The organism is Arthrobacter terrae (genome assembly GCF_015708085.1).
GTDB classification, from domain to species: domain Bacteria; phylum Actinomycetota; class Actinomycetes; order Actinomycetales; family Micrococcaceae; genus Arthrobacter_M; species Arthrobacter_M terrae.
Window position 1 is genome coordinate 71,634 of record NZ_JADNYM010000008.1, and the last position, 19,793, is coordinate 91,426.

Sequence of the window (19,793 nt, forward strand, 5' to 3'; positions counted from 1 at the left end):
GCACAGCACTAGGGACAGCATTAGGGACAGGACGCGGTCAGTGAGCACGAACCAGCCGGCAGTGGCCCGGACGCAGGATACGAAAGCGACGGGCCCGGGCCGTCTGCTGATCGCCGTCTACGGTATTTTTGCCTTGGCGGCCACAGCCCGTGCGGGATTCCAGATCATCAGCAAGTTTTCCGAAGCGCCCGTGGCCTACCTGCTTTCCGCAGTGGCCGCCGTCGTCTACATTGCAGCGACGATCTCGCTCGCGAGGAAGGGCCCGTTCTGGTACAAAGCGGCGGCCGTGGCGGTGTGCATCGAGCTATTAGGTGTGCTCATTGTGGGGGCGCTGAGCATTTTTGACGTCCGGGCGTTCCCGCAGGACACTGTCTGGAGCCAGTTTGGCCGTGGCTATGGATTCGTCCCGCTGCTGCTGCCTATTCTCGGTCTCATCTGGTTGTACCGGCACCGGAAGCCGATGGAGCAGCCATGAACGCGGTGGTAGCGGATGAGTCCGGTATCCCTGAACTTTCCGACGGCGTCGTCACTTTACGGGTTTTCCAGCGCGCGGATGCGGCCGATTATGCGGCGCTGAATCGGGACCCGGTCAACGTCCGCTGGGCCAATTCCCGGGCCCGTATGACCGCAGGCGAGGCCGAAGCTGCGATTACCGGGGCCATTCCCGAGGGTTGGTCCAGCGGTCACACCCGCAGATTCGCCATCGTGGACAGTGCCGGCGCACTCGTAGGAACAACGGCGCTGCATAATGTTGGCCAAGGTAGTGCATCGCTGGGCATCAAGCTTGCTGCGGACGCCCGCGGCAAGGGCCTGGCCCGGCGGGCGGCCAAACTGATGGCTGACTACGCCTTTGACATCCTTGGTCTGGCCGTCCTGCACTGGCATGCCGTCGTGGGCAATACGGCCAGCAGACGGCTGGCGGAGCACCTCGGGTTCACCCTGGAGGGCACCATCACCGGCTACAGCAACGTCGCCGGAGCGCCAGCCGACGCCTGGATTCTCACCCTGACGGCGCAGGGCCGGCTGGCTCCTGCCATGGTGGTGCCGGTCCTGCGCGGGGATACTGTGGTGCTTCGTGCCCTGGATCGCCGGGATGCGGACGAGTTGGTGGCCAATTGTCTGGATCCCGCGGCCGTGCAGTGGACCACGGTTCCGTTGAATTACAGCCGGGCTGACGCGCTGTCGTTCATCAATGACTTTGTGCCCAAGGGCTGGACCGGCGGGGAAACCCACACATTCGCCGTCGCCGATTCCCGGACCGATGCACTGCTGGGCACCATTGATCTGCATAACTTCAGGCCCGGATCCGCGGAAATCGGCATTAACATGGGTCCGCAGTCGCGCGGCACCGGGGCTGCGGCCGCGGCAGCGCATTTGCTGCTTGACTACGCGTTTTCGGGGCTGGCCCTGCAGTATGTATATTGGCGCGCCCTGCTGCCGAACTGGGCCAGCCGCAAGCTGGCCTGGAAAATGGGATTCCGGCTGGAAGCGCAGTTGCGCGGCTTCAGTGATGACAGAGGCATGCCCACCGATGCATGGATACTCACTCTGGCCGATTCGGATCCGCGGCAGCCGCAGCAGCCGTGGGACGGAGCGCGCGCGGGCGACGCGGGTAGCCTAGGAGAGGTTCCGGGCCCTCAAGGGCCGGACACGAACGAGGCCGCGCAGCTGTACGCGGCAAAGAGGCGAGGGTGATGGTGCACTACTGGAACGGACTTCACGAGGTTCCTGCCGGCTACGGCCCGTCGGTGGTCACTCTCGGGAATTTCGACGGCGTGCACCGCGGGCACCAGCATGTACTGTCCACGCTGGTGGAGACGGCGCACGGCCGCGGCGCCCGCGCCGTTGCCATCACCTTCGACCCGCACCCGGCCACGGTCCACCGCCCTGAGACGGCGCCGGAGGCCCTGATGGGGTTGGCGGACCGGCTTGCCACCATGGCCGCGTGCGGGGTGGATGCGGTGCTGGTGATGCCTTATACCCTGGCGCTCGCGGCGCAGACGCCGGAAGAGTTCGTTCGGTCGGTCTTCGTTGACACCTTGGGCGCCGTTGCCGTGGTCATCGGCCACGATGTGCGTTTTGGCAAAAGCAACTCCGGAGACCTCTCCACAATGCAGGCCCTCGGCCGGCAGCTCGGCTTTGACGTCGTCGTCGTCGATGAATTTGGGGCGGACCGGCGCTGCTCCTCGACCTGGGTGCGGGAGGCGCTGGCGCGCGGGGACGTCGGCACGGCAGCCGAAGTGCTGGGACGTCCGCACCACATGCGCGGCGAGGTTGTCCATGGTGCTGCCCGTGGCCGGGCGCTTGGTTTCCCGACAGCGAACCTCGCACCGGAATCCGACGGCTACATACCGGCCGACGGCGTCTACGCCGGTTGGCTGACCGACGCCGGCGGTACCCGCTGGCCCGCGGCCATCTCGATTGGCTCAAACCCCACCTTCGCTGGAGTCAGCCGTCAGGTAGAGGCCTACGTCCTGGACAGGCCGACGGAACCGGTGGAAGCATTCGATCTGTATGGCCAGTCAGTCATGATTGAATTTGTCAGCCGGCTGCGCGGCATGGTGGCGTACACCGGGCCCGAGGCGCTCGTGGAGCAGATGCGTCTCGATGTAAAGCAGGCACGGGAAATCCTGCTCTGCGGAGGTGGTACGGCCACGAGGGCCGCACCGCCCATTTCGACAGAGTCAACCCGGGCAGAGTAAACTTGGCAGAGTTGAATCCGGCTGCAGTCCGTGGCGGCTGGGTTCTGCCCCCAGGCTCGGGGGCGCACCCGGCAGCGCAACGCTGATCCGGGCCTCACGGCACAATCCTAGGAGTATCTGTGGCATTAGACGCCGCTGTAAAGCAAGAAATCATGAAGGCTTACGCCACCAGCGAGGGCGACACCGGTTCGCCGGAGGTCCAGGTTGCGATGCTCTCCAAGCGCATCCTCGATCTGACCGAGCACCTCAAGGAGCACAAGCATGATCATCACACCCGTCGCGGCCTGATGGGTCTGGTCGGCCGTCGTCGTCGTCTTCTGACGTACCTGCATGACACCGACATCACGCGCTACCGTACGCTGATCGAGCGTCTGGGCCTGCGCCGCTAGCAGCACCATGAGGCGGTCCCTTCCGAGTCGGAAGGGCCGCCTTTGCCGGTTTTAGCCCCGGCAAACCGCATGAAATAACCAAATAAGGAGCCAACCGGCGTCGCGCATTCGCGGTCCTCGGTAGTGATTTCCGGGACAGACGCCCCCTTTTTTTGGCGGCCGGTCCCGTGAGTCTCGATCGAAGACCGGGTGTTGTTCAGGTCCCACAGCTAAAGACGGTGGGCCTGAGGATGTTGATTGCCTCCTGCCACATACGCAAAGAAACGGAGGTGACTCTCTATGGAGGGTCCCGAAATTCAGTACTCAGAGGCCGTCATTGACAACGGCCGCTACGGCAAGCGCGTTATCCGCTTCGAGACCGGCCGGCTGGCGCAGCAGGCCGCCGGAGCGGCAATGGTCTACATCGACGAGGACACGGCACTGCTGTCGGCGACGACGGCGGGCAAGCACCCGCGTGAAGGATTCGACTTCTTCCCGCTGACGGTTGACGTAGAGGAGCGCATGTACGCTGCCGGACGTATCCCGGGCTCGTTCTTCCGCCGCGAAGGCCGCCCGTCCACGGAGGCCATTCTGGCCTGCCGCCTGATGGACCGCCCGCTGCGCCCCGCGTTCGTAAAGGGTCTGCGCAACGAGGTCCAGATTGTGGTCACCGTGCTGGCGATCAACCCGGACGTTCTGTATGACGTGGTTGCGATCAACGCCTCCTCGATGTCCACCCAGCTCTCCGGTCTGCCGTTCTCCGGCCCGATCGGCGGCGTCCGCGTTGCTTTGGTCAACAATGAGCAGGGCTCCCAGTGGGTTGCCTTCCCGAAGCATTCCGAGCTTGAAAACGCCGTGTTCAACATGGTGGTTGCCGGTAAGGTCACCGCTGACGGTGACGTTGCGATCATGATGGTCGAGGCCGAAGCGACGGATAACTCCTGGAAGCTGATTAAGGAAGAGGGGGCAACCGCTCCCACCGAGGAAATCGTTTCCGAAGGACTGGAAGCGGCCAAGCCGTTTATTAAGGCCCTTTGCGAAGCACAGGCAGACCTGGCAGCACGCGCTGCCAAGCCGACCGCGGTATTCCCGGTGTTCCTGGACTACCAGGATGACACCTTCGCAGCCGTGGAAAATGCCGCGGCGGCTAAGCTGACCGAGGTCTTCCAGATCGCTGACAAGCAGGACCGCGATAACGCTTCCGATGCGCTCAAGAACGAGGTTGTCAGCTCGCTGTCCGGTGCGTTCGAAGGACGCGAAAAGGAGCTTTCCGCTGCTTTCCGCTCGGTGACGAAGCAGGTGGTGCGCCAGCGCATCCTCAAGGACCAGATCCGCATCGACGGCCGCGGCCTGACGGACATCCGCCAGCTCACCGCCGAGGTAGAGGTCCTGCCCCGCGTGCATGGTTCCGCAATCTTCGAGCGCGGCGAGACCCAGATTCTGGGTGTCACCACCTTGAATATGCTCAAGATGGAGCAGCAGATCGATTCGCTGTCTCCTGTCACGCGCAAGCGCTACATGCACAACTACAACTTCCCGCCCTACTCCACCGGTGAGACGGGCCGCGTCGGTTCCCCGAAGCGCCGCGAGATCGGTCACGGTGCCCTCGCTGAGCGTGCGCTGATTCCGGTACTGCCCTCACGTGAGGAATTCCCGTACGCGATCCGCCAGGTCTCCGAGGCGCTGAGCTCCAACGGTTCCACCTCGATGGGTTCGGTCTGCGCCTCCACGCTGTCCCTGCTCAACGCGGGTGTGCCGCTGAAGGCGCCGGTTGCCGGCATCGCCATGGGGCTGGTGTCCGATCAGGTTGACGGACAGACCCGCTACGCGGCGATGACCGATATCCTGGGTGCCGAAGACGCTTTCGGTGACATGGACTTCAAGGTTGCCGGAACGTCCGAGTTCGTCACGGCCATCCAGCTGGACACCAAGCTGGACGGAATTCCGGCCTCCGTGCTCAGCGCGGCCCTGAAGCAGGCCCGCGAGGCCCGTTTGCACATCCTGGGCGTGCTGAACGCCGCGATCGACGTTCCGGACGAGCTCTCCGAGTTCGCGCCCCGCGTCATCGCGGTCAAGATCCCGGTGGATAAGATCGGCGAGGTCATTGGGCCGAAGGGCAAAATGATCAACCAGATCCAGGAGGACACCGGCGCCGACATCTCCATCGAAGATGACGGCACGGTCTACATCGGCGCGACCAATGGTCCCTCCGCCGATGCTGCCCGTTCGGCGATCAACGCGATCGCCAACCCGCAGATCCCCGAGATCGGCGAGCGTTACCTGGGTACCGTCGTAAAGACGACCACCTTCGGGGCGTTCATTTCGCTCACTCCGGGCAAGGATGGTCTGCTGCACATCTCCGAGCTGCGCCAGCTCGCCGGTGGCAAGCGCGTGGACAATGTGGATGACGTTGTCTCCGTTGGGCAAAAGATCCAGGTGGAAATCACCAAGATCGATGACCGTGGAAAGCTCTCCCTCTCGCCCGTCGTGGCCGAGGAAGCCGCTGCCGAGTCCGCCGTGTCGGCAGATAGCGCTGCTGAGTAATTCATGGCCTTTACCCCTTTGCCGCTCATGTCCGCCGCCGGAACGGTCGGTCAGGACTCCGCAGTGATTTCGGGCCACGCCGGTGGCGCCGTTGTGCGTCGTTCCGTCCTGCCCGGGGGAGTGCGGGTGTTGACCGAGTCCATGCCGTCGCAGCGGAGCGCGACAATCGGGTTTTGGGTCGGTGTTGGCTCTCGGGATGAAGCCGAGGGCCAACACGGCTCGACCCATTTCCTCGAGCACCTGCTGTTCAAGGGAACCCGGCGCCGCACGGCGCTGGAAATCGCCTCCGCTTTTGACGAGGTCGGTGGGGAGTCCAATGCGGCTACCGCCAAGGAAAGCACCTGCTACTACGCCCGAGTGCTGGATACTGACCTGCCGATGGCCATCGACGTCATCGCGGACATGATCACCGGCGCGGTGCTGGATCCTGCCGAGTTGGAGCAGGAACGGGACGTTATTCTCGAGGAAATCGCGATGGACCGCGATGACCCGACCGACGTTGCCCACGAAAATTTTGTTGCAGCCGTCATGGGCGGCCATTCACTGGGCCGTCCGATTGGTGGCACACCGGCTGCTATCCGCGCCGTTTCACGCGATTCCGTCTGGGCGCACTACCAGCGCTACTACCGACCCGATGAACTCGTCATTACTGCTGCGGGCGGGTTGGACCATGAAACGGTCTGCAGCCAGGTCCTTTCCGCGCTCAGCGCGGCCGGCTGGGAAATGGACGACGACGCAGCCCCGACCGCGCGTCGGTCCAGCGATCCGGTGCAGATTGCCGGGACTGCCGGCCTGCATGTGATCAAGCGGCAGGTCGAGCAGGCCAATATCATTCTGGGCTGCCCGAGCATCGTTGCCACCGACGAACGCCGCTTTGTGATGAGCGTGCTCAATGCCGTTTTGGGGGGCGGAATGTCTTCACGCCTGTTCCAGGAGATCCGGGAAAAACGCGGACTGGTCTACTCGACGTACTCGTTTGCCTCCGGCTACGCGGACGCAGGCTACTTCGGTATGTATGCCGGCTGCGCGCCGCTAAAGGTCGGCCAGGTGATCGCCCTGCTGACCGGTGAGCTGGAAAAACTCGCCGCGGACGGGATCACGGTGGAAGAGCTGAGCAAGGCCGAGGGCCAACTATCCGGCGGTATCGTGCTGGCATTGGAGGATACCGGCTCGCGGATGTCCCGGCTGGGGCGATCGGAACTGGTCTCCGGAGAATTCCTGGATATCGACGAGACCCTGGAGCGCATCGCGAAGGTCACTGCGGAAGAAGTTCAGGCACTGGCGCGCGAACTCGCAGCGGCGCCGCGGACCATCACCGTCGTCGGGCCGTTTGAGGAAACCGAAACCTTCGGTCTCTGACCCCTCGGCCGGGCAAAAGCGCACAAATCTGCGCAGCGTTGGCACGGAACCCTGCGCAGAAGCAACTCCTGCGCAGCGCAAGCACCCAGCGCTGCGCAGGTGCGCACCAATCTGAAGGGGTAGCGGGCACTTTAGCTCAGCAGCTCATCCGGGTAACACCAACGCCAGTTTTCTCCCGGTTCGGCGCTGCGCATCACCGGATGCCCGGTGGCACGGTAGTGCACGGTCGCATGCAGGCCGGGGGAGGAGTCGCAGCAGCCGACGTTGCCGCAGGTAAGGCACATCCGCAGGTGTACGGGTGTGGTGCCCTCGCGGATGCAGTCCGCGCAGAACGGTTCAGCCGGTACGGGCAGATCCGGTGCAGCCTGCAGGTGTTCGCATCCACCGGAATCCGTGAACCGGGCGCCCGGGGCCATTGCCGTCGTTTCGCCGTCGTCGTTCGTTTCTTCTATCGCTGAATCCAACATTGATTCCTCCACATCCAGACTTTCCAGGACACCGTCGAATACTTCATCGTCGTACGCACCGGAACGGCGCATGGTCAAAACCTTCTCCCGCTCCGCTTCCAGCATAGAGAGCCTCAGCCGGGCATACCTCTGACTGGGCGTTCCCTGGTCCGCCTCCGATCTACCCAATCGTTCCCAGGCAGCCAGGCCCCGTTCCTGTGTGCGTCGCTTGAGCATTGCCAGAACTTCCGGGGGATCCTCGGCCGTCCGCATGTCCTGCAGCCGGGCAAGCCCGGCTGTGGTGGCCATTTGCATCAGGGACGCCTGGCTCAGCACGTCCTCCCGCCGGTCCGGCCCGCGCACACCCAGCTTCCGCACCAGGGCGGGCAAGGTGAGCCCCTGCAACCCCAGGGTGCCGCCGACGACGATCAGTGCTGCCAGGATCAGGACGGATCGGTGCGCAAGGGAGACCGGAAGGACAAGGACCGCAGCGAGAGTCACCACGCCGCGCATGCCCGCCCAGGAAATGATGGTGGGATACTGCCACGGCGGGGCCGGGTCCTTTTCCCGGACTGCGGGAATCAGCCGGGGAAGGTAGGTGGCGGGAAAGACCCAGATAGGCCGCAGCAGCAGCACAGCCAGCAGAATAACGCCGCAGCCCGTCCAAATCCTGCCGGGACCGAAGGAGTCGTCCGCGACAGCTGCGATGATGGACCGCACCTGCAGACCGATCAGCAGGAACACGGCATTTTCCAGGAGGAACTGGACCGTGCTCCAGTTGCTGCGCTGGCTTAGCCGCGCCGCGCCGCCTGGCATCAACGGTGCTTTGGCCCCCATGATCAGCCCGGCAACTACAACGGACAAAACACCCGAGGAGTGAATGGCCTCGGCGGGGAGATAGGCAACCAACGGCGCCACCAGTGACAGCGAGGTGTTAATCGGCACATTTCGGGTGCGCTTGCGCAGCTGCAGCAAGAGGAATGCTGCGGCAATTCCGACGGCAGCGCCGCCGCCGGCTGCGAGCAGGAAATCGGCACCTATTCCGACTGCTGAGACCGTACCTCCGATCGACGCTATGGCGGCCCGGAGGCAGACCAGTGCAGTGGCGTCATTGACCAGCGATTCGCCCTCCAGGATATTCACAATGCGTCGGGGCATCCCGACCTTGCGGGCAATCGCAGTAGCCGCGACAGCATCCGGTGGTGCCACCACGGCCCCCAAAGCGATGGCTGCGGCCAGCGGTATTTCGGGGAACAGCCACCAGGAAACGAAGCCGATGGCAAGGGTCCCGAAAATCACATAACCCACGGACAGCAGCGCAATGGACCTTTTGTTGGAGCGGAAGTCAGTGATGGACGTCCGAAGTGCGGCCGCATACAGCAGCGGCGGTAACAACCCGATCAGCACCAGATCCGGGTTCAGTGCAATCCGCGGCACAAAGGGCAAAAAGGACCCGGCCACTCCGACCAGAACCAGCAGCAGCGGAACCGAAAACCCGATTTTCCGGCCTACTGCGCTGCAGGCACACACCACGGCCACCAGCGCCAGCAGCCCCAAAGCTACGTCCATCGCCCTATTCTCTCAGCTGCACGCTGGACCCGGCTTAACCGCCTGCGAACGGCGGCAGAACATCGACAACGTCGTCCGGGTGCAGTTCCGTTGTCAGATCCCGGACAGCGGTCTCGTTACGCAGGAAGCTGCACCGGGACAACAGGTCCGCCAACGGCTGTGCATGGGCGGAGGCCGAAACCGGATGCAGGGCAATCAGCTGTTCCAGCAGCTCATTGACGCTAATGGGCCCCCCGTGCAGCAGCGTCTCCTCGTTCATGCCCGTGGCCGCGCGGGCAGCAGCGAAGTAGCGGATCAGCATCTATCCACCGATCGCGCTCATCGTGCGCTCCGGCTGGACGTAATCCGCGTCGCCGAGCCCGGTGTGGTCCATTCCGTGGGCCTTTGGCTTGGCCCACATGGCCTCCTGCCAGCGGGCCGCAATGGCGCCGTCGCCGGCCGGTGTCTGAGGTTCCGAACGGAGTAAGGCCAGCAGATCCACCTCGGTGCGGGAAAACAGGCAGCTCATGACCTTCCCCTCGGCAGTGATCCGGGTCCTTTTGCAGTCCGCGCAGAACGGTTCAGTCACGGAGGCGATAATGCCCAGTGTGCCCAGCAGCGCACTGGAACCGGGGAGCCGGACCTCGTAGCGTTCGGCCGGTGCACCGTCGCGGTCGCGAGGATCAGCCGATAGCTCAAAACGGGGAGCCAGCAGCCCCCGGATCTCCTCGGCCGTCACCAGGTTGTCCCGGGTCCAGCCGCGGTCCGCGTCCAGTGGCATCTGCTCGATGAACCGGAGCTCGTAGCCACGGGTCAGCGCCCAGTCCAGCAGATCAGCGGCGCCGTCGTCATTAATGCCGCGCATCAGTACGGCGTTGATCTTAATAGGGCCCAGCCCTGCGGCATCGGCGGCGTCAATCCCGGCCAGCACCTTGTCCAGGAACGGGCGACGGGTCAGTTGCGCAAAAGTTTCCGCACACAGCGAATCCAGTGACACGTTGATCCTGGTCAGGCCGGCATCCTTGAGCGCCTGCGCCTTGCCCGCCAGACCGATCCCGTTGGTGGTCAACGAGACCGGGAGCAGCGGGTGGGCGCTGCGCAGACCCGCGATAATGCCCACCAGGTCGGCCCGGACCAGCGGCTCCCCGCCGGTCAGGCGCAGTTCGCGCACGCCAAGGCCATCCACGCCGATGCGCACCAGCCGCAGAATCTCCGCCGCCGTGAGGACCTTGTCCTTGCTCAGCCAGTCCAACCCGTCGGCGGGCATGCAGTAGGTGCATCTGAGATTGCATTTATCCGTCAGCGACAAACGCATATCCGTGGCACGCCGACCGAAGCGGTCCACTAATGCCGCGCTGTTTTCCGGCGCTGCACCGCTAAGCGCGCCGGGCATGCCGAGAGTCACCGGTCCTGAGACTGCGTTCATACCCCCCACGCTACGCCACTGGAGCCAGAGGTGGGAGGACGACGGCCGACGGCGGCAGGGGAGTGCCGTCGTCGGCCACCGGAACGTGACCATGGAACAGCAGCCCCGCGCCGGTCGTTATGTGGGTATGAGAGCTCAAACGGATGAACCACGCGCAGCCGTCCAACGCGCGGATATACCCCGCAGCGCCGGAATCTGGGCCGCGGCCGGGGGAATAGTCTCCGTGGCGTTAGGTGTCATCGCCGGTGAACTGACGGCCGCCGCGGTCAGCCCCGCGGTTTCTCCTGTCACCGCAGTGGGCGGCGCAGTTATCGATGCACTTCCGCCCGCTGTCAAAGAGGGTGCAATTTCGCTCTTTGGCACGTCCGACAAATTGGTCTTCCTGATCGTAATGTGCATCGTGATCGCGGTCCTGGCTGGCGCGGCGGGAATTGCGGAAACGCGCCGACGATTCACGGGGATAGTGGGGATCGCGGCCTTCGGCGTCATCGGAGCAGCAGCGGTGCTGACCCGGGCGCAGGCCAGTGCGGCGGCACTGGCCGGTCCTGTCGTGGCGGCTCTGCTGGCCATGGCGCTACTGGCGTTTTACCGCAATCGGTACCAGCGCTGGCTGGGCGTTTGGGACCCCGCGGTTGGGCATAGCGCAGACCGGACGCCGGATTTGGGCCGCCCGTCGGACCGTGCGACGGATCCGGACCGTGCGACGGATCCGGACCGTTCGCCGGCGCGACGCAGCTTCCTGCAGGCCGTCGGAGTTGGTGGGGCCGTCGCCGTCGTCGTCGGAATCGCCGCAGCGGCAGTGCGCTCGACCGCCGTCGGCATCGCGCAGGCCCGGGCAAATCTGGTTCTGCCCGCGCCGGCCACCCCCGCCGCTGCCCTTCCGGAGGGTGCCGAACTTGCCCTGCCGCATATTGCGCCGCTGGTGACCCCGAATGCCGACTTTTACCGCATCGATACCGCGCTGGTCGTTCCGACGGTCAATCCGGACAGCTGGAAGCTCAAGGTCAACGGCATGGTCGACCATGAGGTGGAAATTGACCTGAGGGCACTGCTGGCCAAGCCGCTCGTGGAGAACTACACCACGTTGGCCTGTGTATCCAACGAGGTGGGCGGCTCCCTGGTGGGGAATGCGAAGTGGCTGGGCTGGCCGGTCCGGGAGCTGCTGGCAATGGCCGGTGTGCAGCCCGGAGCGGACATGGTGCTCTCCCGCAGCACGGATGGATTTACCGCCGGAACGCCGCTTGAGGCCATGACGGACCAACGCAACGCAATCATCGCCGTCGGCATGAACGGTGAGCCGCTGCCGCAGGAACACGGTTTCCCGGCGCGGCTGGTAGTTCCTGGTCTGTACGGATTCGTCTCCGCAACGAAGTGGGTCACCAGTTTGACGGTCACCCGCTTTGCCGACGAGAAGGGCTACTGGTCAACCCGAGGCTGGTCGGATCACGGGCCCATCAAAACCCAATCCCGGATCGACACACCCCGCGACGGCACCTCACTGAAGACGGACACCGTTGCCCTCGGTGGCGTCGCGTGGGCACCGCACAGGGGCATCTCGAAGGTCCAGGTCCGAGCCGATGGCGGCAGCTGGCAGGACGCTGTGCTGGGTGCCGGGATCTCCAAGGACACGTGGGTGCAGTGGACGGCGCGGCTCGCTCCCGGAACCGGTCAGCATCAGATCCAGGTCAGAGCGTTCGACGGCGGCGGCGAACCGCAGACGGATCAGGTGGCACCGGTGGTTCCGGACGGGGCCAGTGGATATCATACGATCACGCTGCAGACGGCCTGAGCAGACGGTGCTGCCCCGCCCCCAGCTCAGGGCCGCGGGCCTGCCTCATCGTTACGCACTGTTTTCGCAGGATAGATGACAACGGCGGCGGCCTTGACTACGAAGTAGACGATGCTCCCTGGAGCTGGAGCGAGGTCGGCGGCGGCAGACAGCGTGACATCGGCGGCGAGTGCGCCGGCTCTTATCCGAATCTGGTCTCCATGCGGTTCCAGATCCGTGATGGTGGCGGGGAAGGTATTGCGCGGACTGCCGTGCACCGGCTCCGGGAAGACCGAGACTGCACCGGGCCGGAAAACAGCCACCCCCGGCTCTCCGGGAACAGCGGCGTCGTCCACCACTCCGGCAATAGACATATTGTCCTCGCTGACGAGCCCGTGGCCGGTGACGGTCCCGGTGATCTGATTGAGTCCGGCGAGACCGGCTGCGAAGGCGCTTTGCGGCCGTTCCAGCACCAGCCGTGTCGGCCCCGCTTCGACGATTCTGCCGGCGTCGAGCACCACGAGCCGATCGGCCAGAACCAGGGCGTCGACCACATCATGGGTGACAATGATGGCCCGGCGGCCGGCCAGGACGCGTTTGAGTAGTTTGCGCAGCATCGGCGCGACGGTGATATCGAGGGCCGCCATCGGCTCGTCGAGCAGCAGCAGGTCCGGCTCGGCAGCTAGAGCCCTTGCGATGGCGATGCGCTGGGCCTGGCCGCCGGAGAGCTGTCCGGGGCGGCGGTGGGCGAAGCCGAGGGCGTCGACTTCACCCAGCCAGTGCCTTGCGGCACGTCGGGCGTCGCCCCTGCTGGCGCCCGCAGACCGAGGGCCGAAGGCCACATTATCCAGCACAGTAAGGTGCGGGAAGAGCAGGGGTTCCTGTGCCAGCAGCGCGATTTTGCGCTGGTGCGCAGGGACCCAATGGGTGCCGGCATCGAACAGTACTCTGCCATCGAGATCGGCGCGGCCGGAGCTGGGGCGGAGCAGGCCCGCGATCAGCCCGAGCAGGGTCGACTTTCCTGCACCGTTAGGACCAAGTACGGCCACCGTTTCCTTGTCGGAAAGCTCCAGGGAAACACTCATGCCGCGGTCAGCTACAGCGGCGTCGATGCTAAAGACCGCGGGTCTGACCGTCACGGCGCCGGACGTGCCCTGGCCGGACGGGACCTGGCGGGACGTGCCCTGGCCGGAGGGGACCTGGCCGGAGGGGACCTGGCGGGACGTTTCCGGGCTATGCGTCACGGGTGCCTCCGGAGTTTAGGAGCTTGGGTGCCGTTCGGCGGAAGGTCAAGCCAACAATCGCGACGGCAATCACCACGAGCACCAGGGACAGCGCGACGGCGGTGTCCGGATCGGTTTCACGCTGCAGATAGATTTCCAATGGAAGGGTGCGGGTAACACCCTCCAGACTGCCGGCGAACGTCAGGGTGGCTCCGAACTCACCGAGGCTGCGCGCGAAAGCGAGCACCGCTCCGGAAGCCAGACCCGGCAGGACAAGCGGCAACGTGACACGGCGCAGAACTGTTCCGGGCCCGGCCCCCAAGGTTGCTGCGGCTGACTCATAGCGGGTTCCGGCGGAACGGAGAGAGCCCTCGAGGCTGAGGACAAGAAATGGCAGTGCCACGAATGTCTGAGCCAGCACCACCGCAGTCGTGGAAAACGCTATCTGGATACCCAGCACACTCAATGACGAACCCAGCAGGCCGCGTCGGCCAAAGGTATACAGCAGCGCGATTCCACCCACTACCGGGGGGAGTACAAGGGGCAGCAGCACCAGCGAGCGCAGCAGCCGTTGACCGGGAAACTGACCGCGTGCCAGCACCAATGCCAAAGGAACGCCCAACACAATGCACAGGACCGTGCTGACCGCAGAGGTGCGCAGGCTCAATCCCAGGGCCGTCAATGACGGACCGGAGGTTATCAGCGGCACAAACTGAGGCCAGTTGACACGGGTCACCATGGCCGCCAGAGGCAGGAGAATAAACAATCCTCCGGCGGCGGCGACAACCCAGATCCACAGCGGGATCGTAATGGCAGCGGGGGCTTTTCCTGCTCCGTGCACGCTCAGGGTTTTCCAAACCCCGCGGCGAGAAGGACTCTCTGCCCCGCCGGCCCGGTCACCAGTGCAATGAAGGCAGCTGCGAGCTCCTTGTGCGTGCTGCCGGCTACGGTAGCAATCGGATAGGTATTAACGGCAGTTGCTGCCTCGGGAAAATCAATAGCGGTGACTTTGTTGCCCGCGCCCTTGGCATCTGTGACATAGACCAGGCCCGCATCGGCCTCGCCGGAGCTGACCTTTCCGAGCACATCCGTCACCGAAGACTCCTCGCTGACGGGTTTCACCTCGGTACCTGTGACCTGCTCAACCTTTGCCGCTGCAGCACCGCAGGGGACCTGCGGCGCACAGACCACCACTTTCACCCCGGACCGGCCCAGGTCTTTGAAACTTCCGATATCAGCCGGATTATCCGGCGGAACCGCGATGGTCAGCACGTTGCTGGCGAAGTTCGTGGGACCGGCTGCGAGCAGGGACGCAGTCTCCAGCTTTGACATATTGGCATTGTCGGCGGAAGCAAAGACATCTGCCGGAGCGCCCTCGGAAATCTGCGTGACCAAATCGGAGGAACCTGCGAAACTGAGCCGGATTTTGCTGCCGGGATGGTCCGTTTCGAACTCCTTGGCCAGATCTGTAAAGGTGGTAGTCAGCGAGGCCGCGGCGAAAACGGTCAGAGTTCCGGACAAATCCGCGCCGGCGGACGCAGATCCCGGTGACCCGGCTGCGCCCGTTGCCTTCGAGGAGCCTGCTCCGGCGGGACCGGCATCCGAGGAACCACAGCCGGCCAGGACCGTGCAAAGGAGGAGCCCGCAGATCAGGCCAGCCAGGCGCCGCAGCCGGCGTTCAAGGGTGACCCGGGTTAAATGACCGGGCCGGGCGCGGGACGAAAGCCGGCTCATACGGCACTCTTGCGTTGCGCTGTCTCGACGATGACGGTGGTTGCTTTAACAACGGCGGTGGCCACGGAGCCCGGCTCCAGCCCCAGCTCTCGTACGGCTTCGCTGCTCATCAGCGAAACGATCCGATGCGGGCCGCATTGCAGTTCAACCTGGGCCATCACCTTGTCCGCCACGATATTGGTCACCAATCCGACAAACCTATTGCGCGCGGAACTGCTGACTTGTGCCGGGTCATCCGGCAGTACCGACTGTTTCCGCGCCAGCGCGGCGAGTTCCAGGCCTTCCACCACCGCCAGGCCGGAATCATCCTTGGCACCGGAAAGCATCCCGTTCTCAATCCAGCGCCGCACCGTGTCATCGCTGACGCTCAAAAAGCGCGCTGCATCTGAAATCCGTATCTGCGTCACATACGTCACATTATTTCCTCAGACGCGGTTAGGCAAGAGGATTGGACCTGCATGGACGACTGAGCGCACACCAGGGGCATTTGACGGTTTCAAACCTAATTTTGTGCACCGCAGATTTCAGCAGACTGTCAGAGTAGAATCCTGCCCACGGAACGTGACCGGCTCCCTGGCCGGCCGCACGAAAGTGCGTCCCGCTTCACAAACTCCACGGAAGGAATTGTTATGACGGTAGACGCCGGCCATGCCATGAATCTGCTGGAGCGCGCTTTGCTGCAGACGGGTAACCTCGTTGCGGGCGTGAAGCCGGAACAGACCTCACTCCCCACACCATGCAGCGCCTGGGACGTAAAGGCCCTGCTGGCACACATTGTGGTGCAGGACCTGGAAAATTTCACGCTGGCGGCCCGTGCTCAAACAGCCGATTGGGCACCAGCGCCCAAGCCCGCTGTAAGTGACTGGTCCGCCAACTTCCAGGAACGCGCACAGACGCTGCTCAGTACCTGGCGGGGTGCGGACCCGAAGGCGACTGCCCAAGAACCGGGTGGTCAGGACGTACCGCTGATTAGCCGCGCCGACCAGCAGATCACCGAGTTGACCGTCCATGCGTGGGATCTTGCCCGTGCCACCGGGCAGCGCGTTGAGCTGGATCCTGCCGTGACGTCCTATGCCCTGGCTTGGGGACGGCGGATGCTCCAACCGGCCTATCGTGGTCCAGACCAGGCCTTCGGCGCGGAGATCCCGGTGCCCGATGATGCTCCGATGCAGGATCGACTTGCCGGATGGTTCGGCCGGGATCCCGTCTGGGAGCCGGCCGCCGGCGTGTCAAACGTCGGACGCTGAGCCGATGATGGTCCGCCCGCCAACGAAAGGGACCAATTGATGAGCCAGGCGTCGCAACAGGTCTGGATCGCGATCAACCGCCCGATCGCCGAGGTTTACGCCTACGCCTCTAATCCTGCCCATCTGCCGCAGTGGGCCGCGGGGCTCACCGGAAGCCAGCTGGTGCGGGCCGGTGACCACTGGCTTGCTGATTCACCGATGGGACGGATTCGAATCGATTTCATCGGTACGAATCCTTAAGGCATCCTGGACCACGATGTGACGCTGCCTTCCGGAGAGAGCGTCTACAACCCGGTTCGCGTGATCGCTGATGGGGAGAGCTGCGAGGTGGTTTTCACAATCCGCCGCAGGCCCGGAATAAGCGAGGCGGACTTTGCCGGCGACGCGGCGGCCGTCGCCGCAGACCTTGCCGCGCTCAAGCGGATTGCAGAGAACGGCTGCTGACTGCGGTGCTGGTCTTCCCGGCAACCGGCTGTGGCAAGCTAGTGGAGAACCGCTAGCGAAAAGGATGGGCCATGCGCAGAACCGTTGCCGAACATCAGCTGGCGGTGCTTTCGCTGCTGAGCGCCGCATGGGACGGAAAGTTCGACGGCGGCACGCCCCTGCCGCTGATCGCGGCCCTGGGGCGGGTGGCGGCCGATGATGTGCTGGCGCCGCTGGATCTTCCGCCGTTCGCCAACTCGCAGATGGACGGGTTCGCGGTCAACAGTGTGGACGTGAACGGCCCGGACGGCATCGACCCGGATGTGAACAACCCGGATGTGAACAACCCGGATGTGAACAACCCTGATGTGAACAGCCCGGACGTCGACGGCGTTGATCGTGCGCGCGGTGCACACACAGTGGTGCTCACGCTCGCCGCGGCCATCCCTGCAGGCGCCGTTCCGGCCGCGCTGCTTCCCGGCCAGGCGGCGCCGATCATGACCGGCGCCATGCTGCCCGACGGCGCGGACGCTGTGGTCCCGGTGGAACTGGCCATTCCGCCGGTTTTCCCGGACGCGTCGCCGGGTTCCGGACAAACGGTAGCGCTGCCCGCCACCGCAGCAGGCACCTTTGTCCGTGCCGCCGGCAGCGATGTACGCCGCGGCGAGCGGGTGATCAAGGCGGGAACGCGGCTGACTGCCGGGCATTTGGGCTTGGCCGCTGCGCTGGGACTGACAACGTTGTCCGTCCGGCGCCAACCGCGTGTTCTGCTGCTGACCACGGGGGACGAGGTCGTCCTTGCCGGAACCCTGGCCCCGGGTACTGGGCTTCCGGCGGGCAAAATCTATGATGCCAATTCAATGTTGCTGCAGGCCGCCCTGCTCGAGGCGGGTGCGGAAGTACTGCCGGCAGGGCTGGTGCCGGACGATCCTGCCCTGTTCCTGCGGACAGTCCGGCAATACCTGGCCACCGGCGGCGGCGTAGACGCGATCGTTACCACCGGGGGAATCAGCGCCGGAGCCTATGAAGTCGTCAGGCAGGGACTGGCCGGAGAGCAGGTGGATTTTCTCTCCGTGGCGATGCAACCGGGGGGCCCGCAGGGACTGGGGACCTTCGACGGCGTACCTTTCCTGGGCTTCCCGGGGAACCCGGTGAGCGGGGTGATGTCCGTCGAAATGTTCCTCCGGCCGGCCCTGACGGAACTCATTGGAGCTCCGCGGTCACGAATCAAGGTCTTGGCGTCCTTGACCGAAGCGTTGACCTCGCCACCTGGCAAACACCAGATCCGCCGGGCGGTTTTCGAAGCTGCCCGCCCGGCGGCTCATCCCACCGTCCGTCCCGAAGGTGGGCCGTCGTCGCACCTGCTCGGTGCGCTTGCTGCCTCGAACGCGCTGATTCACGTCCCGGCTGAGATAACTTCCCTTGCCGCGGGGGCAGAGGTGGAAGTATGGCTGCTATGAATATTTCACCGATTCCGCCCGAGGCCGTGCCGAAGGCAGTCCCGCCCGATTCGCCGGACGCCGTCCCAACCGATTTGCGTGCCGATGGGCTGACTCATTTGCGTGCCGATGGCACGGCGCAGATGGTGGACGTTTCGGCTAAGGCGGAGACCACGCGGCAGGCCACGGCGCAGGCGGTGGTGACGACGACGGCGGCGGTCATGGCTCTGCTCGGGGCCGGCGAACTTCCCAAGGGCGACGCGCTGGCCGTGGCGCGCGTGGCCGGGATCATGGCCGCCAAGAAGACCCCGGAGCTCATCCCGCTTTGCCACCCGCTGCCGATCAGCAAAGTCACCATCGACTTCGAGCTTTCGGATTCCTCGGTAACGGTGCAGGCGATGGTCAAGACGCGTTCGGTGACGGGTGTGGAAATGGAAGCGTTGACGGCCGCGAGCGTGGCGGCGCTGAGCGTTTACGACATGATTAAAGCCGTGGACAAACATGCAGTCATTACGGACATCCGGGTGCTGGCAAAAAGCGGCGGCAAGAGTGGGGACTGGGCGCTGTGAATGCCAATCCCGGCCGGGTTGCCGGAATCGTCATTGCTTCCACCCGGGCCGCTGCCGGGACGTATCCCGACGCCAGTGCTCCGCTGATCGCCCAATGGCTGGCCACGCGCGGATTCGAGCTGCTCCCGGCGCAGATAGTACCGGACGGAGAGAACGTCCGCATCGCGCTGCAGAGCCTGCTCAACCAGCACCCCGCCGTCATTATCACCAGCGGCGGCACCGGATTGAGCGCCGATGACGTGACACCGGAAATGACGCTTCCACTGCTGGAGCGCGAGATTCCGGGCATCATGGAGGCGATCCGCGCGGCGGGAGCAGTGAAGACACCAACGGCGGCGCTGAGCCGGGGCTACGCCGGAGTCGCCGGCCGGACCTTTGTGCTGAACCTGCCCGGCTCAGCCGGTGGAATTCGGGATGGGTTGGCGGTTCTGGCGCCGATGCTGGACCATATTTGCGATCAGCTGGAGGGCAGTCATGAGCATTGAAATTCTTGCAGCGTTGTTAAGTGAGGCGCCGATTAGCGTCGATACCGCACTTGCCGCCGTCGAAGCCCCCGGCTGCGGGGCCGTCGTGAGCTTCAGTGGCGTGGTGCGCGATCACGACGGCGGCAAGGACGTACACCGGCTGGGCTACTCGGCGCATCCGAGCGCCGAACGGGTGATGGCCGACGTGGTGGCAGCCGTCCTGGCCGAATACGCAGCTGACCAGCCGAACGGTGCCGTGTCGGACAGTGCAGTGCCGGACAGCGCCGTGTCGAATAGTGCCGAGGCAAATATCCGCATTTGGGCTGCGCACCGGGTGGGTCCGTTGGAGATCGGCGACGCCGCGCTGGTGTGCGTCGTCGCAACCCCGCATCGGCAGCTGGCCTTTAGCCTATGTGGTGCACTGGTGGACCGGATCAAGGAAGAGGTGCCGATCTGGAAGGAGCAGCTCTTCGCGGACGGCACGGTGGAATGGGTTGGTGCCGGGCAGGGGCCCGGCCACCGGTAAACTTGGC

Annotated in this window: 21 protein-coding genes; 14 read left to right on the forward strand and 7 right to left on the reverse strand. The window is 64.7% G+C overall.

Annotated elements, in window-relative coordinates; genetic code table 11:
- Positions 1-40 precede the first annotated feature (40 nt).
- The 6 genes from IV500_RS07740 (at position 41) to IV500_RS07765 (ending at position 6,973) form a co-directional block, all read left to right on the forward strand.
- Positions 41-475, forward strand: a complete 435-nt coding sequence (locus IV500_RS07740; protein WP_196396226.1) for a hypothetical protein — start codon at positions 41-43, stop codon at positions 473-475.
- On the forward strand, positions 472-1,695 hold the full coding sequence (locus IV500_RS07745; protein WP_196396227.1) for a GNAT family N-acetyltransferase: 1,224 nt from the start codon (positions 472-474) through the stop codon (positions 1,693-1,695). Before IV500_RS07740 ends, IV500_RS07745 begins: the two co-directional genes overlap by 4 nt.
- Positions 1,695-2,702, forward strand: a complete 1,008-nt coding sequence (locus IV500_RS07750; RefSeq protein WP_196396228.1) for a bifunctional riboflavin kinase/FAD synthetase — start codon at positions 1,695-1,697, stop codon at positions 2,700-2,702. The genes IV500_RS07745 and IV500_RS07750 overlap by 1 nt, the downstream gene beginning before the upstream one ends.
- Before the next feature lie 119 nt (positions 2,703-2,821).
- Positions 2,822-3,091, forward strand: a complete 270-nt coding sequence (rpsO, locus tag IV500_RS07755) for a 30S ribosomal protein S15 (protein WP_196396229.1) — start codon at positions 2,822-2,824, stop codon at positions 3,089-3,091.
- 279 nt (positions 3,092-3,370) lie between these two features.
- Complete coding sequence (locus tag IV500_RS07760) at positions 3,371-5,614, forward strand: polyribonucleotide nucleotidyltransferase (protein WP_196396230.1); 2,244 nt, start codon at positions 3,371-3,373, stop codon at positions 5,612-5,614.
- Between the two features lie 3 nt (positions 5,615-5,617).
- The gene (locus IV500_RS07765) at positions 5,618-6,973 is read left to right on the forward strand and encodes a M16 family metallopeptidase (RefSeq protein ID WP_376770193.1); all 1,356 of its coding nucleotides are present in this window, start codon (positions 5,618-5,620) and stop codon (positions 6,971-6,973) included.
- Between the two features lie 131 nt (positions 6,974-7,104).
- On the opposite strand, the gene IV500_RS07770 is transcribed toward IV500_RS07765, so the two are convergent.
- The 3 genes from IV500_RS07770 to moaA are packed head-to-tail and all read right to left on the reverse strand — an operon-like array spanning position 7,105 to position 10,360.
- Positions 7,105-8,988, reverse strand: coding sequence for a cation:proton antiporter domain-containing protein (locus IV500_RS07770; RefSeq protein WP_196396231.1), 1,884 nt, complete (start codon positions 8,986-8,988; stop codon positions 7,105-7,107).
- A 34-nt stretch (positions 8,989-9,022) separates the two neighbouring features.
- On the reverse strand, positions 9,023-9,289 hold the full coding sequence (locus IV500_RS07775) for a MoaD/ThiS family protein (protein WP_196396232.1): 267 nt from the start codon (positions 9,287-9,289) through the stop codon (positions 9,023-9,025).
- Positions 9,290-10,360 (reverse strand): GTP 3',8-cyclase MoaA, encoded by a 1,071-nt coding sequence (gene moaA, locus IV500_RS07780; protein WP_230854683.1) that lies wholly within the window; start codon positions 10,358-10,360, stop codon positions 9,290-9,292.
- 124 nt (positions 10,361-10,484) lie between these two features.
- On the opposite strand from moaA, the gene IV500_RS07785 reads away from it, so the two are divergent.
- Complete coding sequence (locus IV500_RS07785) at positions 10,485-12,182, forward strand: molybdopterin-dependent oxidoreductase (protein ID WP_230854650.1); 1,698 nt, start codon at positions 10,485-10,487, stop codon at positions 12,180-12,182.
- A gap of 26 nt (positions 12,183-12,208) precedes the next feature.
- On the opposite strand, the gene IV500_RS07790 is transcribed toward IV500_RS07785, so the two are convergent.
- The 4 genes from IV500_RS07790 to IV500_RS07805 all read right to left on the reverse strand — a co-directional run bounded on the left by IV500_RS07790 (position 12,209) and on the right by IV500_RS07805 (position 15,525).
- On the reverse strand, positions 12,209-13,246 hold the full coding sequence (locus tag IV500_RS07790) for a sulfate/molybdate ABC transporter ATP-binding protein (protein WP_196396333.1): 1,038 nt from the start codon (positions 13,244-13,246) through the stop codon (positions 12,209-12,211).
- Positions 13,247-13,394: 148 nt separating this feature from the next.
- Positions 13,395-14,225: an ABC transporter permease gene (locus IV500_RS07795; RefSeq protein WP_196396235.1), complete on the reverse strand. Its 831-nt coding sequence runs from the start codon at positions 14,223-14,225 to the stop codon at positions 13,395-13,397.
- 2 nt (positions 14,226-14,227) lie between these two features.
- Positions 14,228-15,118 (reverse strand): molybdate ABC transporter substrate-binding protein, encoded by an 891-nt coding sequence (modA, locus tag IV500_RS07800; RefSeq protein WP_196396236.1) that lies wholly within the window; start codon positions 15,116-15,118, stop codon positions 14,228-14,230.
- Entirely contained in the window at positions 15,115-15,525 is a 411-nt protein-coding gene (locus tag IV500_RS07805) for a TOBE domain-containing protein (protein ID WP_196396334.1), read from the reverse strand. The genes modA and IV500_RS07805 overlap by 4 nt, the downstream gene beginning before the upstream one ends.
- Positions 15,526-15,747: 222 nt before the next feature.
- Between IV500_RS07805 and IV500_RS07810 the strand changes: the two genes are divergently transcribed.
- The 7 genes from IV500_RS07810 to IV500_RS07835 all read left to right on the forward strand — a co-directional run bounded on the left by IV500_RS07810 (position 15,748) and on the right by IV500_RS07835 (position 19,786).
- Positions 15,748-16,365, forward strand: coding sequence for a TIGR03086 family metal-binding protein (locus IV500_RS07810; protein ID WP_196396237.1), 618 nt, complete (start codon positions 15,748-15,750; stop codon positions 16,363-16,365).
- 39 nt (positions 16,366-16,404) lie between these two features.
- Positions 16,405-16,605 (forward strand): SRPBCC family protein, encoded by a 201-nt coding sequence (locus tag IV500_RS21395; protein WP_230854651.1) that lies wholly within the window; start codon positions 16,405-16,407, stop codon positions 16,603-16,605.
- An 18-nt stretch (positions 16,606-16,623) separates the two neighbouring features.
- On the forward strand, positions 16,624-16,809 hold the full coding sequence (locus tag IV500_RS21400) for a hypothetical protein (protein ID WP_230854652.1): 186 nt from the start codon (positions 16,624-16,626) through the stop codon (positions 16,807-16,809).
- 71 nt (positions 16,810-16,880) lie between these two features.
- Positions 16,881-18,248 carry a molybdopterin molybdotransferase MoeA gene (locus IV500_RS07820; protein ID WP_196396238.1) on the forward strand — a complete coding sequence of 456 codons (1,368 nt, stop codon included), beginning with the start codon at positions 16,881-16,883 and terminating at the stop codon, positions 18,246-18,248.
- Positions 18,245-18,796, forward strand: a complete 552-nt coding sequence (gene moaC / locus IV500_RS07825) for a cyclic pyranopterin monophosphate synthase MoaC (protein WP_196396239.1) — start codon at positions 18,245-18,247, stop codon at positions 18,794-18,796. The genes IV500_RS07820 and moaC overlap by 4 nt, the downstream gene beginning before the upstream one ends.
- Positions 18,784-19,281: a MogA/MoaB family molybdenum cofactor biosynthesis protein gene (locus tag IV500_RS07830; RefSeq protein ID WP_196396335.1), complete on the forward strand. Its 498-nt coding sequence runs from the start codon at positions 18,784-18,786 to the stop codon at positions 19,279-19,281. The genes moaC and IV500_RS07830 overlap by 13 nt, the downstream gene beginning before the upstream one ends.
- Positions 19,271-19,786 (forward strand): molybdenum cofactor biosynthesis protein MoaE, encoded by a 516-nt coding sequence (locus tag IV500_RS07835; protein WP_196396240.1) that lies wholly within the window; start codon positions 19,271-19,273, stop codon positions 19,784-19,786. The genes IV500_RS07830 and IV500_RS07835 overlap by 11 nt, the downstream gene beginning before the upstream one ends.
- Positions 19,787-19,793 lie beyond the last annotated feature (7 nt).

Coding starts and splice junctions, on each gene's coding strand:
- IV500_RS07765 (WP_376770193.1), top strand. CDS start 5,618: ATGGCCTTTACCCCTTTGCCGCTCATGTCCGCCGCCGGAACGGTCGGT.
- IV500_RS07760 (WP_196396230.1), top strand. CDS start 3,371: ATGGAGGGTCCCGAAATTCAGTACTCAGAGGCCGTCATTGACAACGGC.
- IV500_RS07835 (WP_196396240.1), top strand. CDS start 19,271: ATGAGCATTGAAATTCTTGCAGCGTTGTTAAGTGAGGCGCCGATTAGC.
- IV500_RS07770 (WP_196396231.1), bottom strand. CDS start 8,988: ATGGACGTAGCTTTGGGGCTGCTGGCGCTGGTGGCCGTGGTGTGTGCC.
- moaA (WP_230854683.1), bottom strand. CDS start 10,360: ATGCCCGGCGCGCTTAGCGGTGCAGCGCCGGAAAACAGCGCGGCATTA.
- moaC (WP_196396239.1), top strand. CDS start 18,245: ATGAATATTTCACCGATTCCGCCCGAGGCCGTGCCGAAGGCAGTCCCG.
- IV500_RS07775 (WP_196396232.1), bottom strand. CDS start 9,289: ATGCTGATCCGCTACTTCGCTGCTGCCCGCGCGGCCACGGGCATGAAC.
- IV500_RS07785 (WP_230854650.1), top strand. CDS start 10,485: ATGGAACAGCAGCCCCGCGCCGGTCGTTATGTGGGTATGAGAGCTCAA.
- IV500_RS07750 (WP_196396228.1), top strand. CDS start 1,695: ATGGTGCACTACTGGAACGGACTTCACGAGGTTCCTGCCGGCTACGGC.
- modA (WP_196396236.1), bottom strand. CDS start 15,118: ATGAGCCGGCTTTCGTCCCGCGCCCGGCCCGGTCATTTAACCCGGGTC.
- IV500_RS07820 (WP_196396238.1), top strand. CDS start 16,881: ATGCGCAGAACCGTTGCCGAACATCAGCTGGCGGTGCTTTCGCTGCTG.
- IV500_RS07810 (WP_196396237.1), top strand. CDS start 15,748: ATGACGGTAGACGCCGGCCATGCCATGAATCTGCTGGAGCGCGCTTTG.
- IV500_RS21395 (WP_230854651.1), top strand. CDS start 16,405: ATGAGCCAGGCGTCGCAACAGGTCTGGATCGCGATCAACCGCCCGATC.
- IV500_RS07745 (WP_196396227.1), top strand. CDS start 472: ATGAACGCGGTGGTAGCGGATGAGTCCGGTATCCCTGAACTTTCCGAC.
- IV500_RS07790 (WP_196396333.1), bottom strand. CDS start 13,246: ATGAGTGTTTCCCTGGAGCTTTCCGACAAGGAAACGGTGGCCGTACTT.